This window comes from Kosmotoga arenicorallina S304 (assembly GCF_001636545.1).
Lineage (GTDB): Bacteria > Thermotogota > Thermotogae > Petrotogales > Kosmotogaceae > Kosmotoga_B > Kosmotoga_B arenicorallina.
In genome coordinates this window covers 293,881-311,948 of sequence record NZ_JFHK01000004.1, presented here as the reverse complement: position 1 = coordinate 311,948, position 18,068 = coordinate 293,881, and the positions used below count along the sequence as shown (strand labels likewise).

General features: G+C 40.7%; 16 protein-coding genes. 9 read left to right on the top strand and 7 right to left on the bottom strand.

Features of this window, described 5'->3' with window-relative positions:
• Nucleotides 1-30 precede the first annotated feature (30 nt).
• Together AT15_RS03945 and lpdA are read left to right on the top strand one after the other, a co-directional pair.
• The gene (locus tag AT15_RS03945) at nucleotides 31-1,218 is read left to right on the top strand and encodes an alkaline phosphatase family protein (protein WP_068346564.1); all 1,188 of its coding nucleotides are present in this window, start codon (nucleotides 31-33) and stop codon (nucleotides 1,216-1,218) included.
• 11 nt (nucleotides 1,219-1,229) lie between these two features.
• A complete protein-coding gene (gene lpdA / locus AT15_RS03940; RefSeq protein ID WP_068346562.1) occupies nucleotides 1,230-2,576 on the top strand; it encodes a dihydrolipoyl dehydrogenase in 1,347 nt (448 codons plus the stop codon).
• A gap of 2 nt (nucleotides 2,577-2,578) precedes the next feature.
• Here lpdA and AT15_RS03935 read toward each other — a convergent pair whose 3' ends face one another.
• The 6 genes from AT15_RS03935 to hrcA form a co-directional block, all read right to left on the bottom strand.
• Nucleotides 2,579-3,223, bottom strand: coding sequence for an endonuclease III domain-containing protein (locus tag AT15_RS03935; protein ID WP_068346561.1), 645 nt, complete (start codon nucleotides 3,221-3,223; stop codon nucleotides 2,579-2,581).
• Nucleotides 3,201-3,881, bottom strand: a complete 681-nt coding sequence (gene tsaB / locus AT15_RS03930) for a tRNA (adenosine(37)-N6)-threonylcarbamoyltransferase complex dimerization subunit type 1 TsaB (RefSeq protein ID WP_068346558.1) — start codon at nucleotides 3,879-3,881, stop codon at nucleotides 3,201-3,203. The genes AT15_RS03935 and tsaB overlap by 23 nt, the downstream gene beginning before the upstream one ends.
• A gap of 12 nt (nucleotides 3,882-3,893) precedes the next feature.
• A complete protein-coding gene (locus tag AT15_RS03925) occupies nucleotides 3,894-4,754 on the bottom strand; it encodes a YitT family protein (protein WP_068346556.1) in 861 nt (286 codons plus the stop codon).
• A gap of 109 nt (nucleotides 4,755-4,863) precedes the next feature.
• Nucleotides 4,864-5,970 (bottom strand): molecular chaperone DnaJ, encoded by a 1,107-nt coding sequence (dnaJ, locus tag AT15_RS03920; RefSeq protein ID WP_068346554.1) that lies wholly within the window; start codon nucleotides 5,968-5,970, stop codon nucleotides 4,864-4,866.
• Between the two features lie 14 nt (nucleotides 5,971-5,984).
• Entirely contained in the window at nucleotides 5,985-6,557 is a 573-nt protein-coding gene (locus AT15_RS03915) for a nucleotide exchange factor GrpE (protein WP_084251451.1), read from the bottom strand.
• Between the two features lie 15 nt (nucleotides 6,558-6,572).
• Nucleotides 6,573-7,616, bottom strand: a complete 1,044-nt coding sequence (hrcA, locus tag AT15_RS03910) for a heat-inducible transcriptional repressor HrcA (protein ID WP_068346552.1) — start codon at nucleotides 7,614-7,616, stop codon at nucleotides 6,573-6,575.
• 105 nt (nucleotides 7,617-7,721) lie between these two features.
• Between hrcA and AT15_RS03905 the strand changes: the two genes are divergently transcribed.
• The 7 genes from AT15_RS03905 to murC are packed head-to-tail and all read left to right on the top strand — an operon-like array spanning nucleotide 7,722 to nucleotide 16,311.
• Nucleotides 7,722-9,218, top strand: a complete 1,497-nt coding sequence (locus tag AT15_RS03905) for a UDP-N-acetylmuramoyl-L-alanyl-D-glutamate--2,6-diaminopimelate ligase (RefSeq protein WP_068346551.1) — start codon at nucleotides 7,722-7,724, stop codon at nucleotides 9,216-9,218.
• On the top strand, nucleotides 9,218-10,549 hold the full coding sequence (locus AT15_RS03900; protein ID WP_084251449.1) for a UDP-N-acetylmuramoyl-tripeptide--D-alanyl-D-alanine ligase: 1,332 nt from the start codon (nucleotides 9,218-9,220) through the stop codon (nucleotides 10,547-10,549). Before AT15_RS03905 ends, AT15_RS03900 begins: the two co-directional genes overlap by 1 nt.
• Nucleotides 10,542-11,477, top strand: a complete 936-nt coding sequence (mraY, locus tag AT15_RS03895; RefSeq protein ID WP_068346547.1) for a phospho-N-acetylmuramoyl-pentapeptide-transferase — start codon at nucleotides 10,542-10,544, stop codon at nucleotides 11,475-11,477. The genes AT15_RS03900 and mraY overlap by 8 nt, the downstream gene beginning before the upstream one ends.
• On the top strand, nucleotides 11,474-12,802 hold the full coding sequence (murD, locus tag AT15_RS03890; RefSeq protein ID WP_161484648.1) for a UDP-N-acetylmuramoyl-L-alanine--D-glutamate ligase: 1,329 nt from the start codon (nucleotides 11,474-11,476) through the stop codon (nucleotides 12,800-12,802). The genes mraY and murD overlap by 4 nt, the downstream gene beginning before the upstream one ends.
• The gene (locus tag AT15_RS03885; protein WP_068346544.1) at nucleotides 12,799-13,899 is read left to right on the top strand and encodes an FtsW/RodA/SpoVE family cell cycle protein; all 1,101 of its coding nucleotides are present in this window, start codon (nucleotides 12,799-12,801) and stop codon (nucleotides 13,897-13,899) included. The genes murD and AT15_RS03885 overlap by 4 nt, the downstream gene beginning before the upstream one ends.
• Nucleotides 13,892-14,965 (top strand): UDP-N-acetylglucosamine--N-acetylmuramyl-(pentapeptide) pyrophosphoryl-undecaprenol N-acetylglucosamine transferase, encoded by a 1,074-nt coding sequence (locus AT15_RS03880; RefSeq protein WP_068346541.1) that lies wholly within the window; start codon nucleotides 13,892-13,894, stop codon nucleotides 14,963-14,965. The genes AT15_RS03885 and AT15_RS03880 overlap by 8 nt, the downstream gene beginning before the upstream one ends.
• Complete coding sequence (murC, locus tag AT15_RS03875) at nucleotides 14,962-16,311, top strand: UDP-N-acetylmuramate--L-alanine ligase (protein WP_068346539.1); 1,350 nt, start codon at nucleotides 14,962-14,964, stop codon at nucleotides 16,309-16,311. The genes AT15_RS03880 and murC overlap by 4 nt, the downstream gene beginning before the upstream one ends.
• Here murC and AT15_RS03870 read toward each other — a convergent pair.
• On the bottom strand, nucleotides 16,295-18,052 hold the full coding sequence (locus AT15_RS03870; RefSeq protein ID WP_068346537.1) for a TIGR03960 family B12-binding radical SAM protein: 1,758 nt from the start codon (nucleotides 18,050-18,052) through the stop codon (nucleotides 16,295-16,297). The two genes, murC and AT15_RS03870, sit on opposite strands and share 17 nt — an antisense overlap.
• Nucleotides 18,053-18,068 lie beyond the last annotated feature (16 nt).

Genomic DNA, 18,068 nt, shown 5'->3' with positions numbered 1-18,068 from the left:
CAAAAGCCCCGCTTTTTTAGAGGTGGTATCATGCTTGACGAAAACAATATGCTGCCAGATTATAATGAAAGAGCCATTTCCAACTTCTCTTCGGGATTGGTAGCGCATTTTTGTGGAAGCAGCGTTTGTGAACCTTTTCCTTTTACCAAGCACAACATTGACCTTTCGGGTATTGATAGTGTTGTTGTTTTTATCATTGATGCCCTGAGGTACGCTACAGTCGAAAAATTGCTTGATAGAGGGAATTTTGAAATCATTAATAAATCCAGCCTGATCTATATGACTTCAGTATTTCCCTCAACAACCACAGCTGCTTTAACGAGTTATTTTACGGGAGTTCCACCGGCCACCCATGGTATGCTCGGATATACGCTTTATTTGAAAGAATATGGTTCTATTGTAAATATGATAGAATTCACCCCGCTTTATCAGGAGAGGGATTCTCTCAGCCGCATAGGTTTTGACCCGCTGAAATTCCTGCCCGTTCAGACGATTTTTCAACAGTTGCACGAAAATGGCGTAAAGGGTTATCTCATCACTTCAAAGAGCTTTGTTAATACAGGATTATCCCGCATGCACAGCAATGGTGGGCATCTAAAAGGGGTATACGGGATTGGGGATACTTTTGAAGAGCTTCATTCCATTTTGAAATCAGGATCACACGAAAGCCTTACTTTTATCTATTGGGGGCTAATTGACACTTATGGACACAGATATGGCCCCGATTCAAAAGCCTATGAGCTGGAATCGTATTGGTTATTGAAAATTATTGAAGAATTTTTTGTGAGAATCAGGAAGAAGGGGGTAGCCTTTTTTATTGTCTCAGACCACGGTCAAATAATTACACCATGGAAAGAAGAGGTATGGTGGTCGCGGTATGATAGTGATATATACAATTTGCTCTACGCACTGCCAACTGGAGAACATCGTGCCGTATACCTGCACACTCATTATCCGGGAAAATTGAAAGATGTCATTGAAAAAAAATACCCGGGTAAATTCAAAGTTCTCTTGAGGGAAAAGGCACTGGAGTTAAATCTCTTCGGTGGAACGCCTCAACAGGACTTTTTAAACAGAATTGGCGAAGTTATTGTAATTCCTGAAAAAGACAGTGCTTTTTGCTTTAAATACACAGGGCAAGAGCATTCCATGAAAGGAAGGCATGGTGGGCTTTCATATGATGAGATGAAAATCCCGATTATATATATGAAAAAATGAGGAGGTGTATCATGGAGAAATTCGATGTCGTGGTTATCGGCGGAGGCCCGGGTGGAAGTGATTGTGCCATAAGACTTGCCCAGCGCGGTAAAAAAGTGGCTATTGTGGAACAAAAGTTTTTTGGGGGTACCTGTACAAATGTTGGTTGTATACCCACAAAGGCTTTGCTGCACGCTTCTGGGCTTTACGCCGGGATCAAGGAAAGGGGAAAGCGTCTTGGCCTTTCAGGTGAGCTTTCTTTTGACCTTAATGGCATGAAGAAGCACATGGAGCGTTCCGTCATGATGTCTCGCAAAGGAACAGAGGCGTTGCTGAAGAAGAATGGCGTATCTATTATAAAAGGAACTGCCTGTTTTGATAAAGATAGTTTTTACATTGAAGAATCCGGAGAGCTGTTGAAAGGAGAATATTTTGTTGTCGCAACCGGTTCAAAGCCTAGAATTCCGGAGCCTCTTAAAGTTGAAGGCTTATGGAGTTCAGATGATGTGTTTACTATGGAAAGTATTCCGGAGAGCATCGTAATAATTGGTGGAGGTGTTATCGGTATAGAAATGGCAACGTTGTTTTCAAATCTTGGAAGTTCTGTCACCGTAGTTGAAATGATGAATCGTCTTCTGCCTGCGGAAGATATTGATGTGTCAAAGACAATAGAAAAATCTTTATCCCGCAGGGGTATCAAAATACTTCTTTCAACAGTTGTCGAAAAGATTGAAAAGCAAGAGAAATTCAACATAGTTCTGAATGACAAATCAGAACTGGTATCGGATAGAGTTCTGGTTTCAATTGGAAGAGAACCTGTAATCCCACGGGGTCTTGAAAAAGCACTTTCCACCGAGCGTGGTGCGATTGTAACAGATGAGAATTTCAGAAGCAGTATCCCGAACATCCTGGCAATTGGTGATGTTCGAGGGAAAGTAATGCTTGCACATGTAGCCAGCGCTGAAGGGATAGCTGTTGCAGAGAAATTGTCCGGCAAAGAATCAGAAATAGCCTTTAACGCTTTCCCGTCAGTGGTTTATTCAACGCCTGAAGTGGCTTCTGTGGGAATTAAAGAAGGAGAAAGTGGTTTAAAAAAAGGGCTTAGGAGCTTCATCTTTCCCATGAGCGCAAATGGAAGGGCAAATACAATGGGTGAACGAGAAGGCTTTGTGAAACTAATCGTAAATGATAAAAACATCATTGTTGGAGGAAGCCTTATAGGTGCACATGTAAGCGAAATAATGATGGAAGTGGTCCTGGCTGTAAAGAAAGGCTTAACGCTTGAAGACCTTACTAGTACAATACATCCACACCCCACTATTGCCGAAGCCATTAGAGATGCAGCTGAAGGACTGGAAGGAAATCCACTGCATATTTAATGTTAAGGGGTGCCGGCATCGGCAGCCCTTTTGCATTTTATGAGGAAACAATTATTGCAATCGGGTTTTTTTCTGCAAAGGGCTTTTGAATGTTCAACAATAACAGCATGAAAATCCCTGAACAAAGAAACATTACCTGGAAAGGCATTTTGAAACATAGCTTGAACATGATCATAATCTACCAGATTATCAAATCCATATCTTTTTAGAAATCTCAGTGTGTAGGCATCAACAACAAATATAGGCCTTTCAAAGGCATACAAAAGTATAGAATCAGCAGTTTCTTTGCCAATTCCTTTAATGGACAGGAGTTTTTTTCTGATCTCAAACATGTCTTCCTCAACCCAAAGCGATTTGAATATCCGGGAAATTGCTTTGACAACCTTTGATTTACGAGTATAGAATCCAGCAGGTTTGATGGCTTCTATCAAAGTTCTATTGTCCAGTTTACAAAGACCTTCTGGAGATAAAACTCTCAATTTTTTTAGGTTTGAAATGGCTTTTTCCACGTTGTTCCAGTTTGTGTTTTGCGTTAATACGGCACCAATTGCTATTTCAAAGGGTGTCTCAGCAGGCCACCATCCGTGGGGATTGTATCGCTTCCGCAGTTCTATAAAAATGTCTTCAAGGATTTTCTGGTTTTCCATATCTTTTTTCCCAGTTTATTTCAGCGACTGATTTTTGCAGATAGTATGGATTTAACTCCCTGAGGTCGACAAGTCCCCCATGCCTGTAAGATTCTTCCGTTAAACACAGAAGATCTTCTATTGATGGTGGCCTGGCTATTCGTGAATTAATTTCAGGAAATTCGTTTAAGTGTTCAGCGTTTTCGAGGATAATTGTCTCATCCAAATCGAGTTTATTCGCTAATTCTTCAAGGGGAGAAAATGCAGGATGCGTTTCTCTTATCAATTTGCCACCGGTCAATCTATACCTTCGCCAATAATAATGCCCTTCTCTCCCTTTTCTTGCTACCACACCTTTTTCCTCTGGCAGCAAAGTAGAAATTGCCAGCATATCAAGGGAGCAAAAAGTTGCCACTGAAAGGTTGAAGGGATATGCCAGACCCTTTATCGTTGAAATGCCTACCCTCAATCCAGTTAATGATCCTGGCCCTATCCCGCATCCTAAAAAATCGAGCTCAGAGGTCTTGAGATCGGCGTATTCAAGCAAATTCTTTATAGCTCTCATAAGAAAAGCGCCATGTTTACCGATGGAATTCAAAAGAACTCCCGCTTCTTTATTTTCGCTTTTAATACCTACTATCAATCGTTTAGAAGAACTATCCAGTGTCAGGAAATTCATTTCTGGCCTCCGTTAACTCAAGTGTTTGAAGCCTTCTCCAAACACTTCTGCGTTGTTAACAACTATCATGAATATGTTCGGATCTTCTTCCTTTATTATTCGCCTTAACATCCCCAATTCCCGCCGCCTTAGCGATACCATTAGAACAGGTCTTTCCTTTCCTGTAAAGCCTCCAACAGCATTTAGCAGTGTAACACCTCGTTCCATATCTTTCAATATTCTGGATTTAACTTCTTCATATTTTTCAGTGATTATAAAGGCAGTTCGAGTATTACCGAATCCTTCGAGAATGCCGTCTATGGTCTTGCTGGTTGTGAAGATCGTAATGATACCATACATGGCAACAAGCGGGCCGAAAACCACTATAGCCATGGTAGTGATAATTGTATCAGCCAGTAAAAGCCCTATTCCCGTACTTAAATGGAGATATTTGCTCAATATCATGGCTATGATATCAGTTCCGCCGGTAGAAGCACCGCGCCAGAGTACCATACCCATACCTATCCCTGCCAATGCACCGCCGTATATCGCCACAAGCAAGCCTCCATCCTGCACACTGGAAGCCACAAAAACAGGGATATTTATGTGTTGCAACGCATCTATGAACACCGATAAAATGACTGCGGAGTAAATAGATTTTACACCAAAGCCTACCCCGAGCAGCATAAAAGCGAGGACGAAGAGAACAGCGTTATAAGCCAGCATTTGTATTCCAACCCACCAACCGAACAATCTATAAAAAATTATAGCCAATCCACTCACTCCACCAGCTATAACGTTGTTCGGGATGAGAAAGGATACAAGGGCTACTGCCGTTATCAGTGAGCCTATAGTGATGAAAAAATAGTCTTTGAAAGCCTTACCGAAACTCATGTTATCACCTCTTCTGGATTGCAATCACAAGCTCCCTGCCATTATATCAAAAAGCAAAGCGGCAACCTATAAAGGCACCGCCTTGCTTATAGATTTGTACTAAGTAGCACTATCTTGAAATGCCTTTGACCTTAGCGAGTTCTTCCAGCAATTTCTTTTCCTTTAGAGAAGGTTTTGGAATTTTAACCTTTACTGTAACCAAAATATCGCCACGTCTCCCGCTGTTCATCGAAGGAATGCCATATCCCTTCAGTTTAAAAATGGTACCTGGATCAGTACCAGCAGGTATTTTGAGATTTTCATAGCTTCCTTCGGGCAAAGGAATTTTAACGATGGTTCCCAGAGCCGCTTCTGTATAATCGATTTCGACTGAGTATAAAAGATCGTTGCCGCTTCTTCGATAATAGGGAGGCATGCTTACCCTGACCCGAACATATAGATCACCATTTGGTCCACCAAATTTTCCGGAATTACCCTGACCAGTAAGTCTTATGGTTGCGCCGTCTTCTACACCAGCGGGGATGTTTATCCTGACACGATGCTTCTGTCTGACTGATCCAGTTCCATTACACGTCTGGCACCTCTTGCTTATTATTTTTCCGGTTCCACCGCAAGCTTCACAAACATGAGTGTTTGTAAAAACTCCAAAAAAGGACCTGTGTTCTTCGGTAACAGTCCCGGTTCCATTACATCGTGGACACGTTGAAAAGCTTGTTCCCTTTTCTGCTCCAGTACCATTGCAAGCACTACATGCTACTTTTCTATCATATTCAAGAAATGAAATCTTTCCGTTTATAACATCTTTTATTTCCACAGTTATTGTGGTGTGAATATCTTCACCTTTTACGCTTCGTTGTGTTCTTCTCCCTTGAGTTGATCTGGAACCGCCAAAAAAGACATCAAAGATATCCTGAAAATCTCCGAAGATATCCTCAAAGAAGCCTCCACTGTTTCCTGTGGTCCTTCCACCGCCTGAATAACCGGGTTCGCCCACATATCCAAATCGATCATACATGGAGCGTTTTTGCGGGTCGTTCAAAATCTCGTAAGCTTCCTGTATTTCTTTGAATTTCTCTTCAGCTTGTTTTTTGTCGCTCCCTTTATATGCATCAGGATGCCATTGTTTCACAAGCTTTCTGTACGCTCTTTTTATGTCATCTTTTGAGGCGTCTCTTGAAACTCCAAGGATTTCATAATAATCTTTTCTTGCTGCCATAAACTCACCACCCTTTACTGCCCGGATGGTGTGTCGTCAGAGTGTTTTTCTTTTCTCACTCTCGGCTTAACGGCGACTACAACCTTGGGCGCTTTCAGGATTTTGTTGGCATATCTGTATCCTTTTTCTTTGACTTCCAGAATTGTCATCTCTTCTGCCGAATCGGATTCCACAGTTTCTACTGCTTCGTCCCTGAAGGGGTCAAAGGGTGAGCCTGTTGCAGGTAAAATCTCTTCCACGCCCTCTTCAGTAAGTATCATTGCAAGACGCTTATATAGCATCCTGATACCCTTGACGAAGTTTTCAGAAGTGTTATTTCCATGATTTAGAGCACGTTCAAAATCTTCAAGCAAACCTATTAGTTTGAACACCACATTTTCTTTCTCTCTGCTGATTAATACTTCCTGCTCTCTTTGAAGAGCCATTCTGAAATTATGGAACTCTGACCTCATTCTTGCAAGCTGATCTTCGAGTTCTTTTATATGTTCATCCTTTTCCTTAATCTTTTTCTCCAAAGCTGCAATTTTGTCCTTCAAAGTGTGTGAAGGGGCTTTACCCTTTTTCTGTTTTTCGTTCTTTTCTTCCATGTTACCACCTCCGACTCATCTTTTACTGAAAACCTCTGATAATCGATTCGACATGTATTTCAGATATGTGTATATCTTCTCATAAGGCAATATTTTAGGTCCAAGCACTGCTATTGTTCCAAGACGCTCGTTGAATTTCTGATATCCGGATATAAAAAGCGAAAAGTTCTTTAGTTCTTCTATGCCTAATTCTTTCCCAATTATCACCTTTTCATCGTAGTGAGAGAATTTGCTGATAAGATTGTTGAGTTTACCCTGGTCCTCAGTATGTTTTATCAGACCAACTATATCCTGCCAATTTAAGGCCGTTGAAGAAACAATGTATTCAAGACCATATTTAACATATCTATTTTCCTCTTCGCTTTCAAAAATATTTTGAAGTATGTACAGCATTTCCTCAATTTCTTCGTTATACCAGTGGTCGTTAAGCAGTTTTAGCTCCTTCAACCCCTTTTTTATCTCACCAATCATTTTTCCCCTGATAGCATCGTTAAGGCGCCGCTGGAGATCTTCATAATGGGTAAAATTATGGCCAATATACACAGTTGAATTCATGGTGACGCCTAAATCTGTAACCAGTGTGACGCCGAAATAATTTTGAGATATGGGTGAAATTGCAATATGCTTTACGAGTAATTTTTCCTGCTTGGGCTTTTCGATCACCGCATAGGCCATGGTAACCTTTGAAAGGGCTTTTGCCGTTACTTTCAATATTTTTTCGACATCTGCGACAAAGGCTGCCTGCCGCAGAGAAATTGACGCGCTGCTGTCTTCATAATCCGATGCAAGCTTCTGAATTGAATTAAAATAGAACCTCAGCCCTTTATCAGTTGGAATACGCCCCGCTGATGTATGAGGTTGAAAAATGTATCCAAGGAATTCAAGTTTCCGCATATCATTGCGGATTGTTGCAGAACTGCAACTGATATTGGAACGATGTAAAACCTGTCGGGAACTAACAGGTTTGCCATATGTGATATACTCTTTGACGATGCAATAAAGAATCTTCACCTGTCTGTCGTTGAGTATAGGTTCTTTGCCAGAATTTCTGGGGCTCATTAGCACTCACCTCGATAGACTGCTAATCTATATTAGCATTTTGCTTTCTTATTGTCAAGTTCGCTAATAGATGATAAAATACAACCATTGAAAGGGGGGTGATCAATGAAGTTATCCCGCGTTATTGAGCTCCTCGGAGATCTCGTCCTTCAAACGATAAATATGGATGGGATCGATCCAGACATTTCTTCAATCGTAAGTAACTCCCGTTTTCTCAAGCCCAATGATCTCTTTATCTGCATCAAAGGAACTTATTTCGATTCTCACGTCCTTGCGGAGGACCTTCAGGAAAAGGGTGCAACTGCTTTAATCGCAGAAAGACCAATCGAATCAGACCAAATTAAAATTCCGGTTATTTATGTAAAAAACAGCAGAAAAGCTGAAGCGATGTTGTTTATGGAGCAGGCGGATCACCCCTACGAAAAACTCATCACAATTGGCGTTACCGGTACAAATGGAAAGACTACCATCACAACATTGGTTAAGCATGTTCTTGATACTTTCGAAAAAAAATGCTCGCTTGTAGGCACGGTAGTTAACTATATTGCTGGCAAGGAATCCAGGAATCCTAAAAACACCACACCTGGAGCTCCGGTCCTTGCAAAATATCTTAAGAAATCTGTTGAAGAAAATTACGAATACTTCGTAATGGAAGTTTCTTCTCATGCCCTGGCAATGCACAGGGTCTCGGGCATGCGCTTCGATGTAGCGGCTATCAGCAATGTTACCAGGGATCATCTGGATTTCCACGAATCCTTTGAGGACTATTATGCAACCAAACTGAAGCTGTTTAATTTGATTAAACCTTCTGGAAAGGCCGTAGTCAACGCTGACAGAATAAACATTGCAGATATCCAGCTCCAGCGTGGTCAAATCCTTACTTATGGATTCGGTGATGAATCAGACTACAGAATAGAAAACCTTGAGATGACTCGTTCTGGTATGTATTTTGACATATCGACTCCCTTTGGTTCGACCCAGAAAGTTTACACCAGGCTTATAGGAGAGCACAATGCTTACAATGTGGCTGCGGTTATTGCGATTATGGAAGCACTTAACTATGACACAGCGCATATAATTGAGGCTATTTCCACCTTTACCGGAGTTCCCGGAAGATTTGAATTTGTAGAAGAGGCTTCCAAATACGGATTTGAAGTGGTAGTAGATTTTGCCCATACTCCTGATGCCCTTGAAAAATTGCTGAAAACCGCCAGAAGGCTCGTTGAAGGAAGGATAATACTTGTTTTTGGTGCTGGCGGAAATGCGGACAAAGGTAAACGCCCACTTATGGGTGAGGTCGCATCAAGATTTTCAGATGTGGTAATCCTCACTTCAGATGACCCCAAGCATGAAGATCCGGAAGAAATTCTAAAAGATATAGAAGAAGGGATCAACAAGCTGAAACCTTATCTGGTTATCCCGGATAGAAAAGAAGCAATATCTGTCGGACTAACTCTTGCTAACAGACAGGATATGGTGGTAATTGCGGGCAGAGGGCATGAGGAATTTCAGGTTGTTGATAATGAGTTAATCCCTTTCAATGACAAGGAAATGGTCAAGCATATTCTCGATGTGAAATTTCGGAGGCTCATAAAAAGGTGATGAATGAAGAGATTATCACTGAGTTTCTAAAACTGACGGATGGAAAAAAGTTAAAGATAGATTCAAGAAAAGTAGAACCCGGTGATGTTTTCATAGCTTTGAAAGGGAAACACTCTGATGGAAATGATTTTGTTATAGACGCCCTTAAACGGGGCGCTTTTTCAGCTGTGACCTCTAAGAAAATTTCAGATGAAAGGGTATTTTTTGCGGAAGACCCAGGCAGACTTCTTCTGGAATCAGCAAAGAAAATATTGCAGACTTCAAAAATCGAGTTCAGAATAGGCATCACAGGTTCAAATGGCAAAACTACTACAAAGGAATTGCTGCATCAAGCCCTTACGAAAATGGAGCCTACCTTTAAAACCCCCGGTAATTACAACACCGAGATCGGTCTTCCGCTTGCCATTCTTGAAAAAAGAGAGGAACTCAATGCATCCCGATATGGGATTTTTGAGCTTGCAGCTGATAAAAAAGGCGACATAAAAAGATTAATAGAGCTTGTAAAACCCAATATATCGATTTTGACCAATATAGGGACTGCTCATCTTGGAAATTATAAGTCCTATAATGAGCTTTTTGACGAGAAGTTCTCTGTCTTCTCAGAACTCAGAGATCATGATACCGCAGTAGCTAATGGTGATAATAGTAGGTTGGTCAAAAGATTGGAAAGGGCAACGTTCAGGACATTACTTTTTGGTGAAACAAAAGGCCTTCTTCTGCTTGATGAATACTATTATATGAATGGCAATACAATGGTTGTGCTTGATTTCAGCGGTAACAAGCGCTTGATAAGGTTGAAAGGGATTTGGAACAAGGGTCAGATCAAGAGTTTAATGGCTGCATATTTAACAATGCATGCCATGGGAATAGAACTGCCAGAACTTCTTCTTCTGGACTCAACCCTTCCCTTTGATAACAGGTTCAAAGTTCATGACTACTCTGGAATAAGAGTGATAAATGACTGTTACAACAGCAGTATAGAATCTGTAATGGTTGCTGTTGAAGCGATTTCCAGGTTATCCAAAGGAGAAAAGATAGCAGTAATTGGTTCCATTCTTGAGCAGGGAAGCCATTCAAAAGCAGCGCATCATAAGCTCGCAGAGCTTTTGCGGGATTTTGACAGTATAGTGCTTTATACAGCAGACCCTCAGGTAGAATACGTTACCGAGCTTGTTACCCCTTCTCTTGTTAGTAATTCTGTTGAGGATATAGTGAATTGGCTGGTTAAACATGTAAAAAAAAGAACCATTGTTTACTTCAAAGCTTCAAGAAGCGTCATGTTAGAAAAAGTGCTTAACGCTTTCAAGGAGAAGATAATGAAAAATGAATGAGCTGATGCTTTTCTTTCTTTCTTTTTTTGGGGTACTCCTGCTTCTGTATCCATTTGAAAATTTGCAAAGAAAAAACAAAATCGGGCAGTTTATCCGGGAAGAGGGACCGGATCTGCACAATCATAAAACGGGAACCCCCACATCAGCAGGGTTGGTTTTTATACCCGTGGTGTTGTTAGCTGTAACTTTTTTCAGTAAAGATCACAATTTAATTATCCCTGTTACAACAGGGGTTCTTTTTGGAATTGTTGGTGCCATGGATGATTTAGCAAAGCTGATAAAGAGAAATTCTTCAGGTATAAGCGCTTTAACAAGGCTGATACTGGAATTTTTTATAGCGTTTTTCATTGTGTACATGATCCAACGCGTCAATCCCCATACACATCTTCTCATACCCTTTTCTAAGAAAAGCATCGATATAGGATTTCTTTATTTTCCCTTTGCCATGACAGCGATAGTGGGAACAGCAAATGCGGTGAATATTACCGATGGTGTTGATGGCCTGGCTGGTAGTGTGTATATTGCATCGGTGTTTCCATTGATTATTTTGGGATATCATGGTTCTTTGTATTCTGCATTGATAGGTGCGCTTTTAGGCTTTTTGTGGCACAATTGGTATCCAGCAAAAGTTTTCATGGGCGATACTGGATCCCTTTCCCTTGGAGGCATTTTGGCGGCATCTCTGGCTATGACAGGGCGGGAAATTTATCTGTTTCTCTTTGGCTTTATATTTGTTGTAGAAACTTTGAGTGATATCATTCAAGTGGGTTCTTTTAAATTGCGAAACAAGAGAGTTTTTAAGATGGCTCCTGTTCATCACCATTTTGAACTTTTAGGCTGGCATGAGTCGAAAATTGCTTTCAGATTTTCCATCATAGCACTTGGATTTTCATTACTTGGATTACTCGGTTGGAGGGGTTATTGGTGAAGAAAATTGGATTTGTCGGTCTGGGAGCCTCGAATTTTGAACTTTTGAAATACATAAGAAGTACTTATCCAGAATGGGAATGTCTTATTTCCGAGCAAGGAAAAGTTCATGAAGAATATAGAGCGTATCTTGAAGATGAGGGAATATTCTTTGAGCAGGACGGCCACACAGAAAAAATTCTCGAATCAGATTTTTTTGTTATGAGTCCGGGTATTTCACCTCGCAGTGCCATCGGGCGGAGGATAATTTCTTCTGGAAAACCCGTAACAACAGAGCTCGAGTTTTCACTGAAAGAGCTTAAGAAAAGAAAAAAAGGTGTTTTTATAGGTATAACAGGAACTAACGGAAAAACCACTACAACATCAATGCTTGGGCACATAATGAAGGAAAAGGGGCTTAACGTCTTTGTCGGCGGAAACATTGGAGTTCCTCTGGCGACTGCAATGAAAGATGATTACGATTTTTATGTTCTGGAAGTTAGTTCCTTTCAGTTGAACTGGTTTGATTCAAAAGAACCTGTTTTTCACCTTTCAAGTGTGCTGAATGTGGCGGAAGACCATCTCGATTATCATGGTACCTTTTCAGAATATCTGGCTCAGAAGAAAAAGATAATCACTTTAACTTCTGAGTACTCGATACTGCAAGAGGATCTGGTTAATAAATTCGACATCCAGCGAAATGCTCATATCGTACCCTTCTCATTAAAAGGTAAAGGGCTTTTATCCGTTAAAGATGGCATTATGAACTTCCATAAAGTGAGGCTTGACCTGACCAGGTACATCACGACTAGGCATAATTGGGAAAATGCCCTGGTTGCAATTGCGTTAGCCCATTTTTCAGGTATCTCAGTGTTCGATGCCCTCGAAAAACTGGTATCCTATAAATATCCAAGACATAGGTTGATGAAAGTGGAAACCATTGAAGGGGTTTGCTATATCGACGATTCAAAGGCAACAAATGCTCATGCTGTGGTCAAAGCGCTGGAAAACTTTCAGCCTTCTGATATTGTTTTAATTCTCGCAGGCAAGGGAAAAGATGAAAGTTTTAACGAATTATTGCCCAGGTTAAAAATGCTCAAAAAGGTCATTATCATCGGGGATGAACTTGGATTAGTGGAAAAACTCGATCATGATATTTCTTACGAAGTGGTAGACAATATGAAGCAGGCTGTAGAAAAGGCACATAAAGCAGCTCTTGCAGGCAATGTGGTCTTGTTTAGTCCGGGAGGTTCGAGCTTCGATAGGTACAGGAACTACAAAGAACGGGGTGAAGATTTCATAAATGAAGTTAAAAATCTTAGAAAAACAGCCGGTATGATGAGATGAAAAGCCAGATAATCATTTTAAGTGTTTTTGTAAGCATCATGCTTGCTATGGGATTTGTTTTTATATACAGTGCAGGCCTGAGCATGGAAGCAAGGCTGATAGGCTTTTATGCTTCTGAATATCTCCAGAGGCAACTGATATCCTTTTTTATAGGTCTATTGCTTGCATCTATAGCCATCTTTATGGGTGGAAGAACTCATTTTCGCCTTTCGTTCCCGTTCTATTATCCAGCAATCATTTCTCTCCTTGTGTTCGTTCTTTTCTCCCAAAGCAGGGGTGGATCTCACAGGTGGATTGAGTTTGGAAACTTTACTATACAGGTTTCTGAATTCGCAAAACTCGTTTTACTCTTGATTTTGGCTGTTCACTTCGGAAAATTGAACAGGGAAAAATCAAACTTCTGGAACACAATAATTTTACCGATTCTTCTTTCCGCCCCGATTATCGGGTTGACATTTATTGAACCTGATCTGTCAACTTCGATTATTATGCTTTCAATTGTACTGATAATGATGATTTTAGGTGGAGTCAAACCCGCACATCTAATAGTTTTGTTTTTAGTTGTGATTCTGCTTGGATTTATCATGCTGAAAGCAGATCTCATAAAACCTTACCAGCTTGAAAGATTGTCAGAATTCTTCTCTTCATTAAGAGGACAAGGCCACGAACAGGTATCTTACAGCCTTATGGCCATCTCTTCCGGTGATCTTTTCGGTAGAGGCCTTGGAATGGGAGTAGTTAAATATTACCTTCCCGTTAGTTATTCGGATTTCATTTTTGCTACCATCGGTGAAGAATGGGGAATAATTGGCATGTTTCTTCTAATGTTTTCTTATGTAGGTTTTGTCATGGTACTTTCACAGATAGCCTTGAGATACATAAAAAATACCGAAGGTAAGCTTTTCGTAATAGGTTTTGCTTTTTATGTTTTTCTTCAAGCAAGCGTGAACATAGGCGTAAATCTTGGATTATTCCCCCCAACTGGAGTTACGCTCCCCTTTGTAAGTTATGGCGGGTCTTCCTTAATGTCTCTGATTCTTGGGCTCGGGGTAGTATTTTCCATTATTCTTGAAAAAGAGGAGGAAGATATTGGCTAAACTAAAGGTTGCTTTATGTGGCGGAGGAACTGGTGGCCATTATTACCCCATACTGGCAGTTGCTCAAAGGCTGTCAGAAAAATTTGATACTGAATTCCTTTACTTCACAATTGCTGGACGCCTTGATGATAAAAGGGTTGATCAGGATTTTGCAGAAGTAAAGAAAATACCACTGAATGTACACGGATTAATAAGGCCAATATATAAACCATCAAATGTAGGTATAGTAATTAAACATTTGATGCAAACAAGAATTGTAAAAAAAGAGTTGCAAGAATTCAGGCCAGATTTTCTATTTTCAAGTGGTGGCTATATATCTTTTCCAGTTGTTCTTGCTGCCAGTAAGCTCAATATACCTATTTATTTGCATGAGCAAAACGCCTTACCGGGTATGGCTAATAAAAAACTCGCAAAATATGCTACAGCAATCTTTGTGAGCTTTAAAGAGAGCATCGAAAAGTTCGGAAAATTCTCACACAAAGCCCGTTTTACCGGTAATCCTGTTAGGCGAGTTTATAAAAACCGCGAAGAGGTTTTCGAAGAACTGAAATTTGACATGAGCAAACCCCTTATAGTTGTCATGGGTGGAAGCCAGGGGTCATCCTTTATCAATAAAAAAATGCTGGAACTCTATGAATTAATTAATAGCGATAAACATGATTTTCAATTTTTGCACATAACTGGAAGAGGAGAAGACCCCCAAAAGTTTGAAAAATATTCCTTTGTCAAGACTTTTGAATATATTTACGACCTTCATGAGTATGTGGCTAAAGCAGACCTGGTAATATCAAGAGGGGGAGCTACTTCAATTGCAGAAATAGTTAATTACAACAGAAGAGCCATCGTTATACCCTGGAACGGGGCGGCGGAAAATCATCAGTATCATAACGCTGTTATTTTAGAAAAACTTGGTCTTGGATGTGTTATACTTGAAGATGCAGTCACAGCAGAGCTGCTTCTTTCCAGAATTGTAAATAGCCTGAGTAGGAAAACATCGACCATCCATGTTTTAAAAGAACCAGTCGAGTTAATCATTGAAAACATAATTCGGGAGGAATCGCGTTGAAATATCATTTTATTGGAATTGGCGGGATTGGCATGAGCGGTCTCGCACTTCATTTAGCGGCTGAGGGACATGTTATTTGTGGCTCAAATTTTGAGGAAAATGAGAGAGTTGAATATTTAAGAGGAAAAAACATACAAATCATGATAGGCCACTCCCCTCACAACATAAGCAGTCCTGACATAGTAGTCAGGACGACTGCGATTTCTGGAAACAATCCTGAGCTTGTCGCCGCGGTGAAAAATGGCATTCCAGTTCTTTACCGTATGGAGCTTTTGAAAAGAGTTCTCTCTGAAAAACAATCAATCTGTGTCACAGGTACAGATGGGAAGACAACTACTACTGCAATGCTTTCGAAGATATTCATAGATGCCGGAAAAGACCCGACAGTTTTCCTGGGAGGAAAGGTTCCTTTTTTGGAACATGAAAATTACAGACGGGGAAGCTCCATAGCAATAACAGAACTCGATGAATCTGATGGCTTTTTCGCCTCTTTCAAAGTTAACCACGCGTTATTTACAAATGTTCGCTTTGACCACCTTGAGCACTATGGAAACAATCACGAACATTTTTTGGATCATTTAATCCTTTTTTCTAAGGGTGTTTCAGGCAAGATTGTATACAACCGCGATGATGACATGCTAAGAATGCTATTTGAAGGCAAAGAAAGTGTTTCTTTTGGGAAATATGATAGCGATTACCGATTTGAAAGGCTTTCTATAAAGGGATTAAGGCAAACTTTTGAAGTTTTTGAAGCTGAAAATTCTCTGGGTGTTTTTGAGCTCAACCTGCCCGGCGAGTACAACATCTACAATGCTCTGGGAGCTATTGCGATGGCACGTCAGTTTGATATCAGCCCTGAAATCATAAGAAATTCCCTTGCAAGTTTTGTTTCGGCTGATAGAAGGTTTACCGTCAGAGGTTATAACGAAGAAAAGGACCTGTATCTTATAGATGACTACGCACACACTCCTGATGAAATACGAAATACAATAAAAGGAGCTCGAGAAGCCTTTCCGGATAGAAAGCTGGCAATCGTGTTTCAGCCACATAGGTACTCAAGGTTAGCGAGGGAGAATGGAAGATTCGCGGCTTCTTTGAAAGGCGCTGACGAAGTATGTGTCTTCAAGCTATATGACGCTTATGAAAAAGGAAGCAGTGCATTGAGTGAAACAGAAGTCCTTGATGGCTTACGAAAGCATAACGTGCCTTCTCATCATTATGTGGATTATCACCAGGTACTCGAATGGGTTGAGGAGCAGAAAAAAGCCGTGATCCTTTTTCTTGGTGCAGGTGATATCACTGAACTTTCCCGTTTGAGTGCTTTTAAGGTTAATTCAGCACGTTAGTCACTCTGTATTCCTGGCAGACTCCGCAAAGAGTACAACCACTCCACCTGCAATCTTGTGTAAGCTCTCCCTTGAGAGCTTTTTCGTACTCTTTAAGCAGAAACTTTTTGCTAATGCCAAGGGATATATGATCCCACGGAAGTTCTTCTTCAACGCTTCTTTCGCGGGTATATTGCTGGATATCTATCTGGCACTTTTCAAAGGCATTCATCCATGTTGAAAGGCTGAATTCTTCACCCCATTCATCAAAAAGCGACCCGTCTTTGTATGCACAGTATATAGCCTTTGCAACTTTTCTGTCGCCACGGCTTAATAAACCTTCCACAAAGCTTTTCCCTGGGTCGTGCAGTTGTAATTGGGCGAACCTTTTTATTTTTGAAAGAATCGAGAATTTTTTTCTTGCCTCGGGCGGAGTGATCTGCCTTGCGTATTGAAAAGGTGTATGGGGTTTCGGAACAAATATTGAAACCGAAACTGTGAGCTGTTTAAGACCAAGGGCTTTGATTTTTCTTGATAACTCGACAATTCCATTAACATCTTCATCGGTTTCTGTGGGCAAACCTATCATGAAATACAGCTTCACCCTTTTCCAGCCTTTTTCTATTGCTGATGATATAGCGCTTAATATATTTTCTTCTGTAACATTTTTATTGATGACATTCCTCAACCTTTGGGTCCCTGCTTCCGGTGCAAAAGTAAGCCCTGTTTTCCTTATGGATGCTATTTTTTCCGCCATTTCTACCCCAAAGCTGTCAACTCTTGTGGAGGGTAAAGAAAGCCCAACATGCTCATTTTTCAAATATTTCAGAGACCGGGAAGTAAGCTCTTCAATTTTGCTGTAATCCATAGTGCTCAGTGAAAGAAATGAAAGCTCTTCGTATCCGGTGGTTGAAATCAAGGGTTCTATACTCTGGAGAATTTTTTCAATATTCCTTTCTCTTACCGGGCGATAAAACATGCCCGCCTGGCAAAAACGGCAACCTCTATTACAACCCCTCATTATCTCTATTACAGCTCTATCGTGAACTACACTCATAAAGGGAACTATGGAAGAGGGGATAATCTCATGGTCATTTAAGTCTTTTACAAGACCTTTGTGTATTTTTCTTTTGGGCAGTGATGGAACATAAACCCCGGGTATCCGGGAAAGCATTTCAAGAAGCTCTTTCCTCTTGTTTAATTTTAACAATCCAAGATTTTCTTTCACAAGCTTTGCCACTTCAAGCATGACAACTTCGCCATCACCAACCACTAAGAGGTCAAAAAAATCCGCTACCGGTTCGGGATTACTTGTGCAGGGGCCACCGCCAATCACAAGGGGTTCCTTTGTCCGGTCTTTTTGAAAGATAGGAATATCTGAAAGCTCCAGCAGCTTGAGAACGTTTGTGAAACTAAGCTCGTACTGAAGCGTTATTCCAAGGATGTGGAAGTCCCTGGCAGGAGTGTAGCTTTCCAGTGAATACAGAGGAACACCGGCATTTTTCATTTCAGCGATCATATCTTTCCACGGAAGATATGCACGCTCTGCAATAATGTCATCCTCTTTGTTCAGTATACTGTAAAGCAGTTTCAAACCAATATGGGACATGCCAATCTCATAAGTATCCGGAAATGCCAATAAAACCTTCAATGCCTTTTCATTGACCTTTTTCAGGCTATTCAGCTCTTTCCCAATGTAACGAGAAGGCTTTTTTACTCTGGGAAGTGTCCCGGACTGCACAAGCCACTTATATATATCCATTTAATTGCCTCCGATG

Bases quoted from the DNA above. Each gene is read 5' to 3' on its own strand.
- AT15_RS03885 (WP_068346544.1), top strand. From the start codon at position 12,799: ATGAAAAGCCAGATAATCATTTTAAGTGTTTTTGTAAGCATCATGCTT.
- AT15_RS03870 (WP_068346537.1), bottom strand. From the start codon at position 18,052: ATGGATATATATAAGTGGCTTGTGCAGTCCGGGACACTTCCCAGAGTA.
- AT15_RS03925 (WP_068346556.1), bottom strand. From the start codon at position 4,754: ATGAGTTTCGGTAAGGCTTTCAAAGACTATTTTTTCATCACTATAGGC.
- AT15_RS03900 (WP_084251449.1), top strand. From the start codon at position 9,218: ATGAATGAAGAGATTATCACTGAGTTTCTAAAACTGACGGATGGAAAA.
- AT15_RS03945 (WP_068346564.1), top strand. From the start codon at position 31: ATGCTTGACGAAAACAATATGCTGCCAGATTATAATGAAAGAGCCATT.
- dnaJ (WP_068346554.1), bottom strand. From the start codon at position 5,970: ATGGCAGCAAGAAAAGATTATTATGAAATCCTTGGAGTTTCAAGAGAC.
- hrcA (WP_068346552.1), bottom strand. From the start codon at position 7,616: ATGAGCCCCAGAAATTCTGGCAAAGAACCTATACTCAACGACAGACAG.
- mraY (WP_068346547.1), top strand. From the start codon at position 10,542: ATGAATGAGCTGATGCTTTTCTTTCTTTCTTTTTTTGGGGTACTCCTG.
- AT15_RS03905 (WP_068346551.1), top strand. From the start codon at position 7,722: ATGAAGTTATCCCGCGTTATTGAGCTCCTCGGAGATCTCGTCCTTCAA.
- AT15_RS03915 (WP_084251451.1), bottom strand. From the start codon at position 6,557: ATGGAAGAAAAGAACGAAAAACAGAAAAAGGGTAAAGCCCCTTCACAC.
- lpdA (WP_068346562.1), top strand. From the start codon at position 1,230: ATGGAGAAATTCGATGTCGTGGTTATCGGCGGAGGCCCGGGTGGAAGT.
- tsaB (WP_068346558.1), bottom strand. From the start codon at position 3,881: ATGAATTTCCTGACACTGGATAGTTCTTCTAAACGATTGATAGTAGGT.
- AT15_RS03935 (WP_068346561.1), bottom strand. From the start codon at position 3,223: ATGGAAAACCAGAAAATCCTTGAAGACATTTTTATAGAACTGCGGAAG.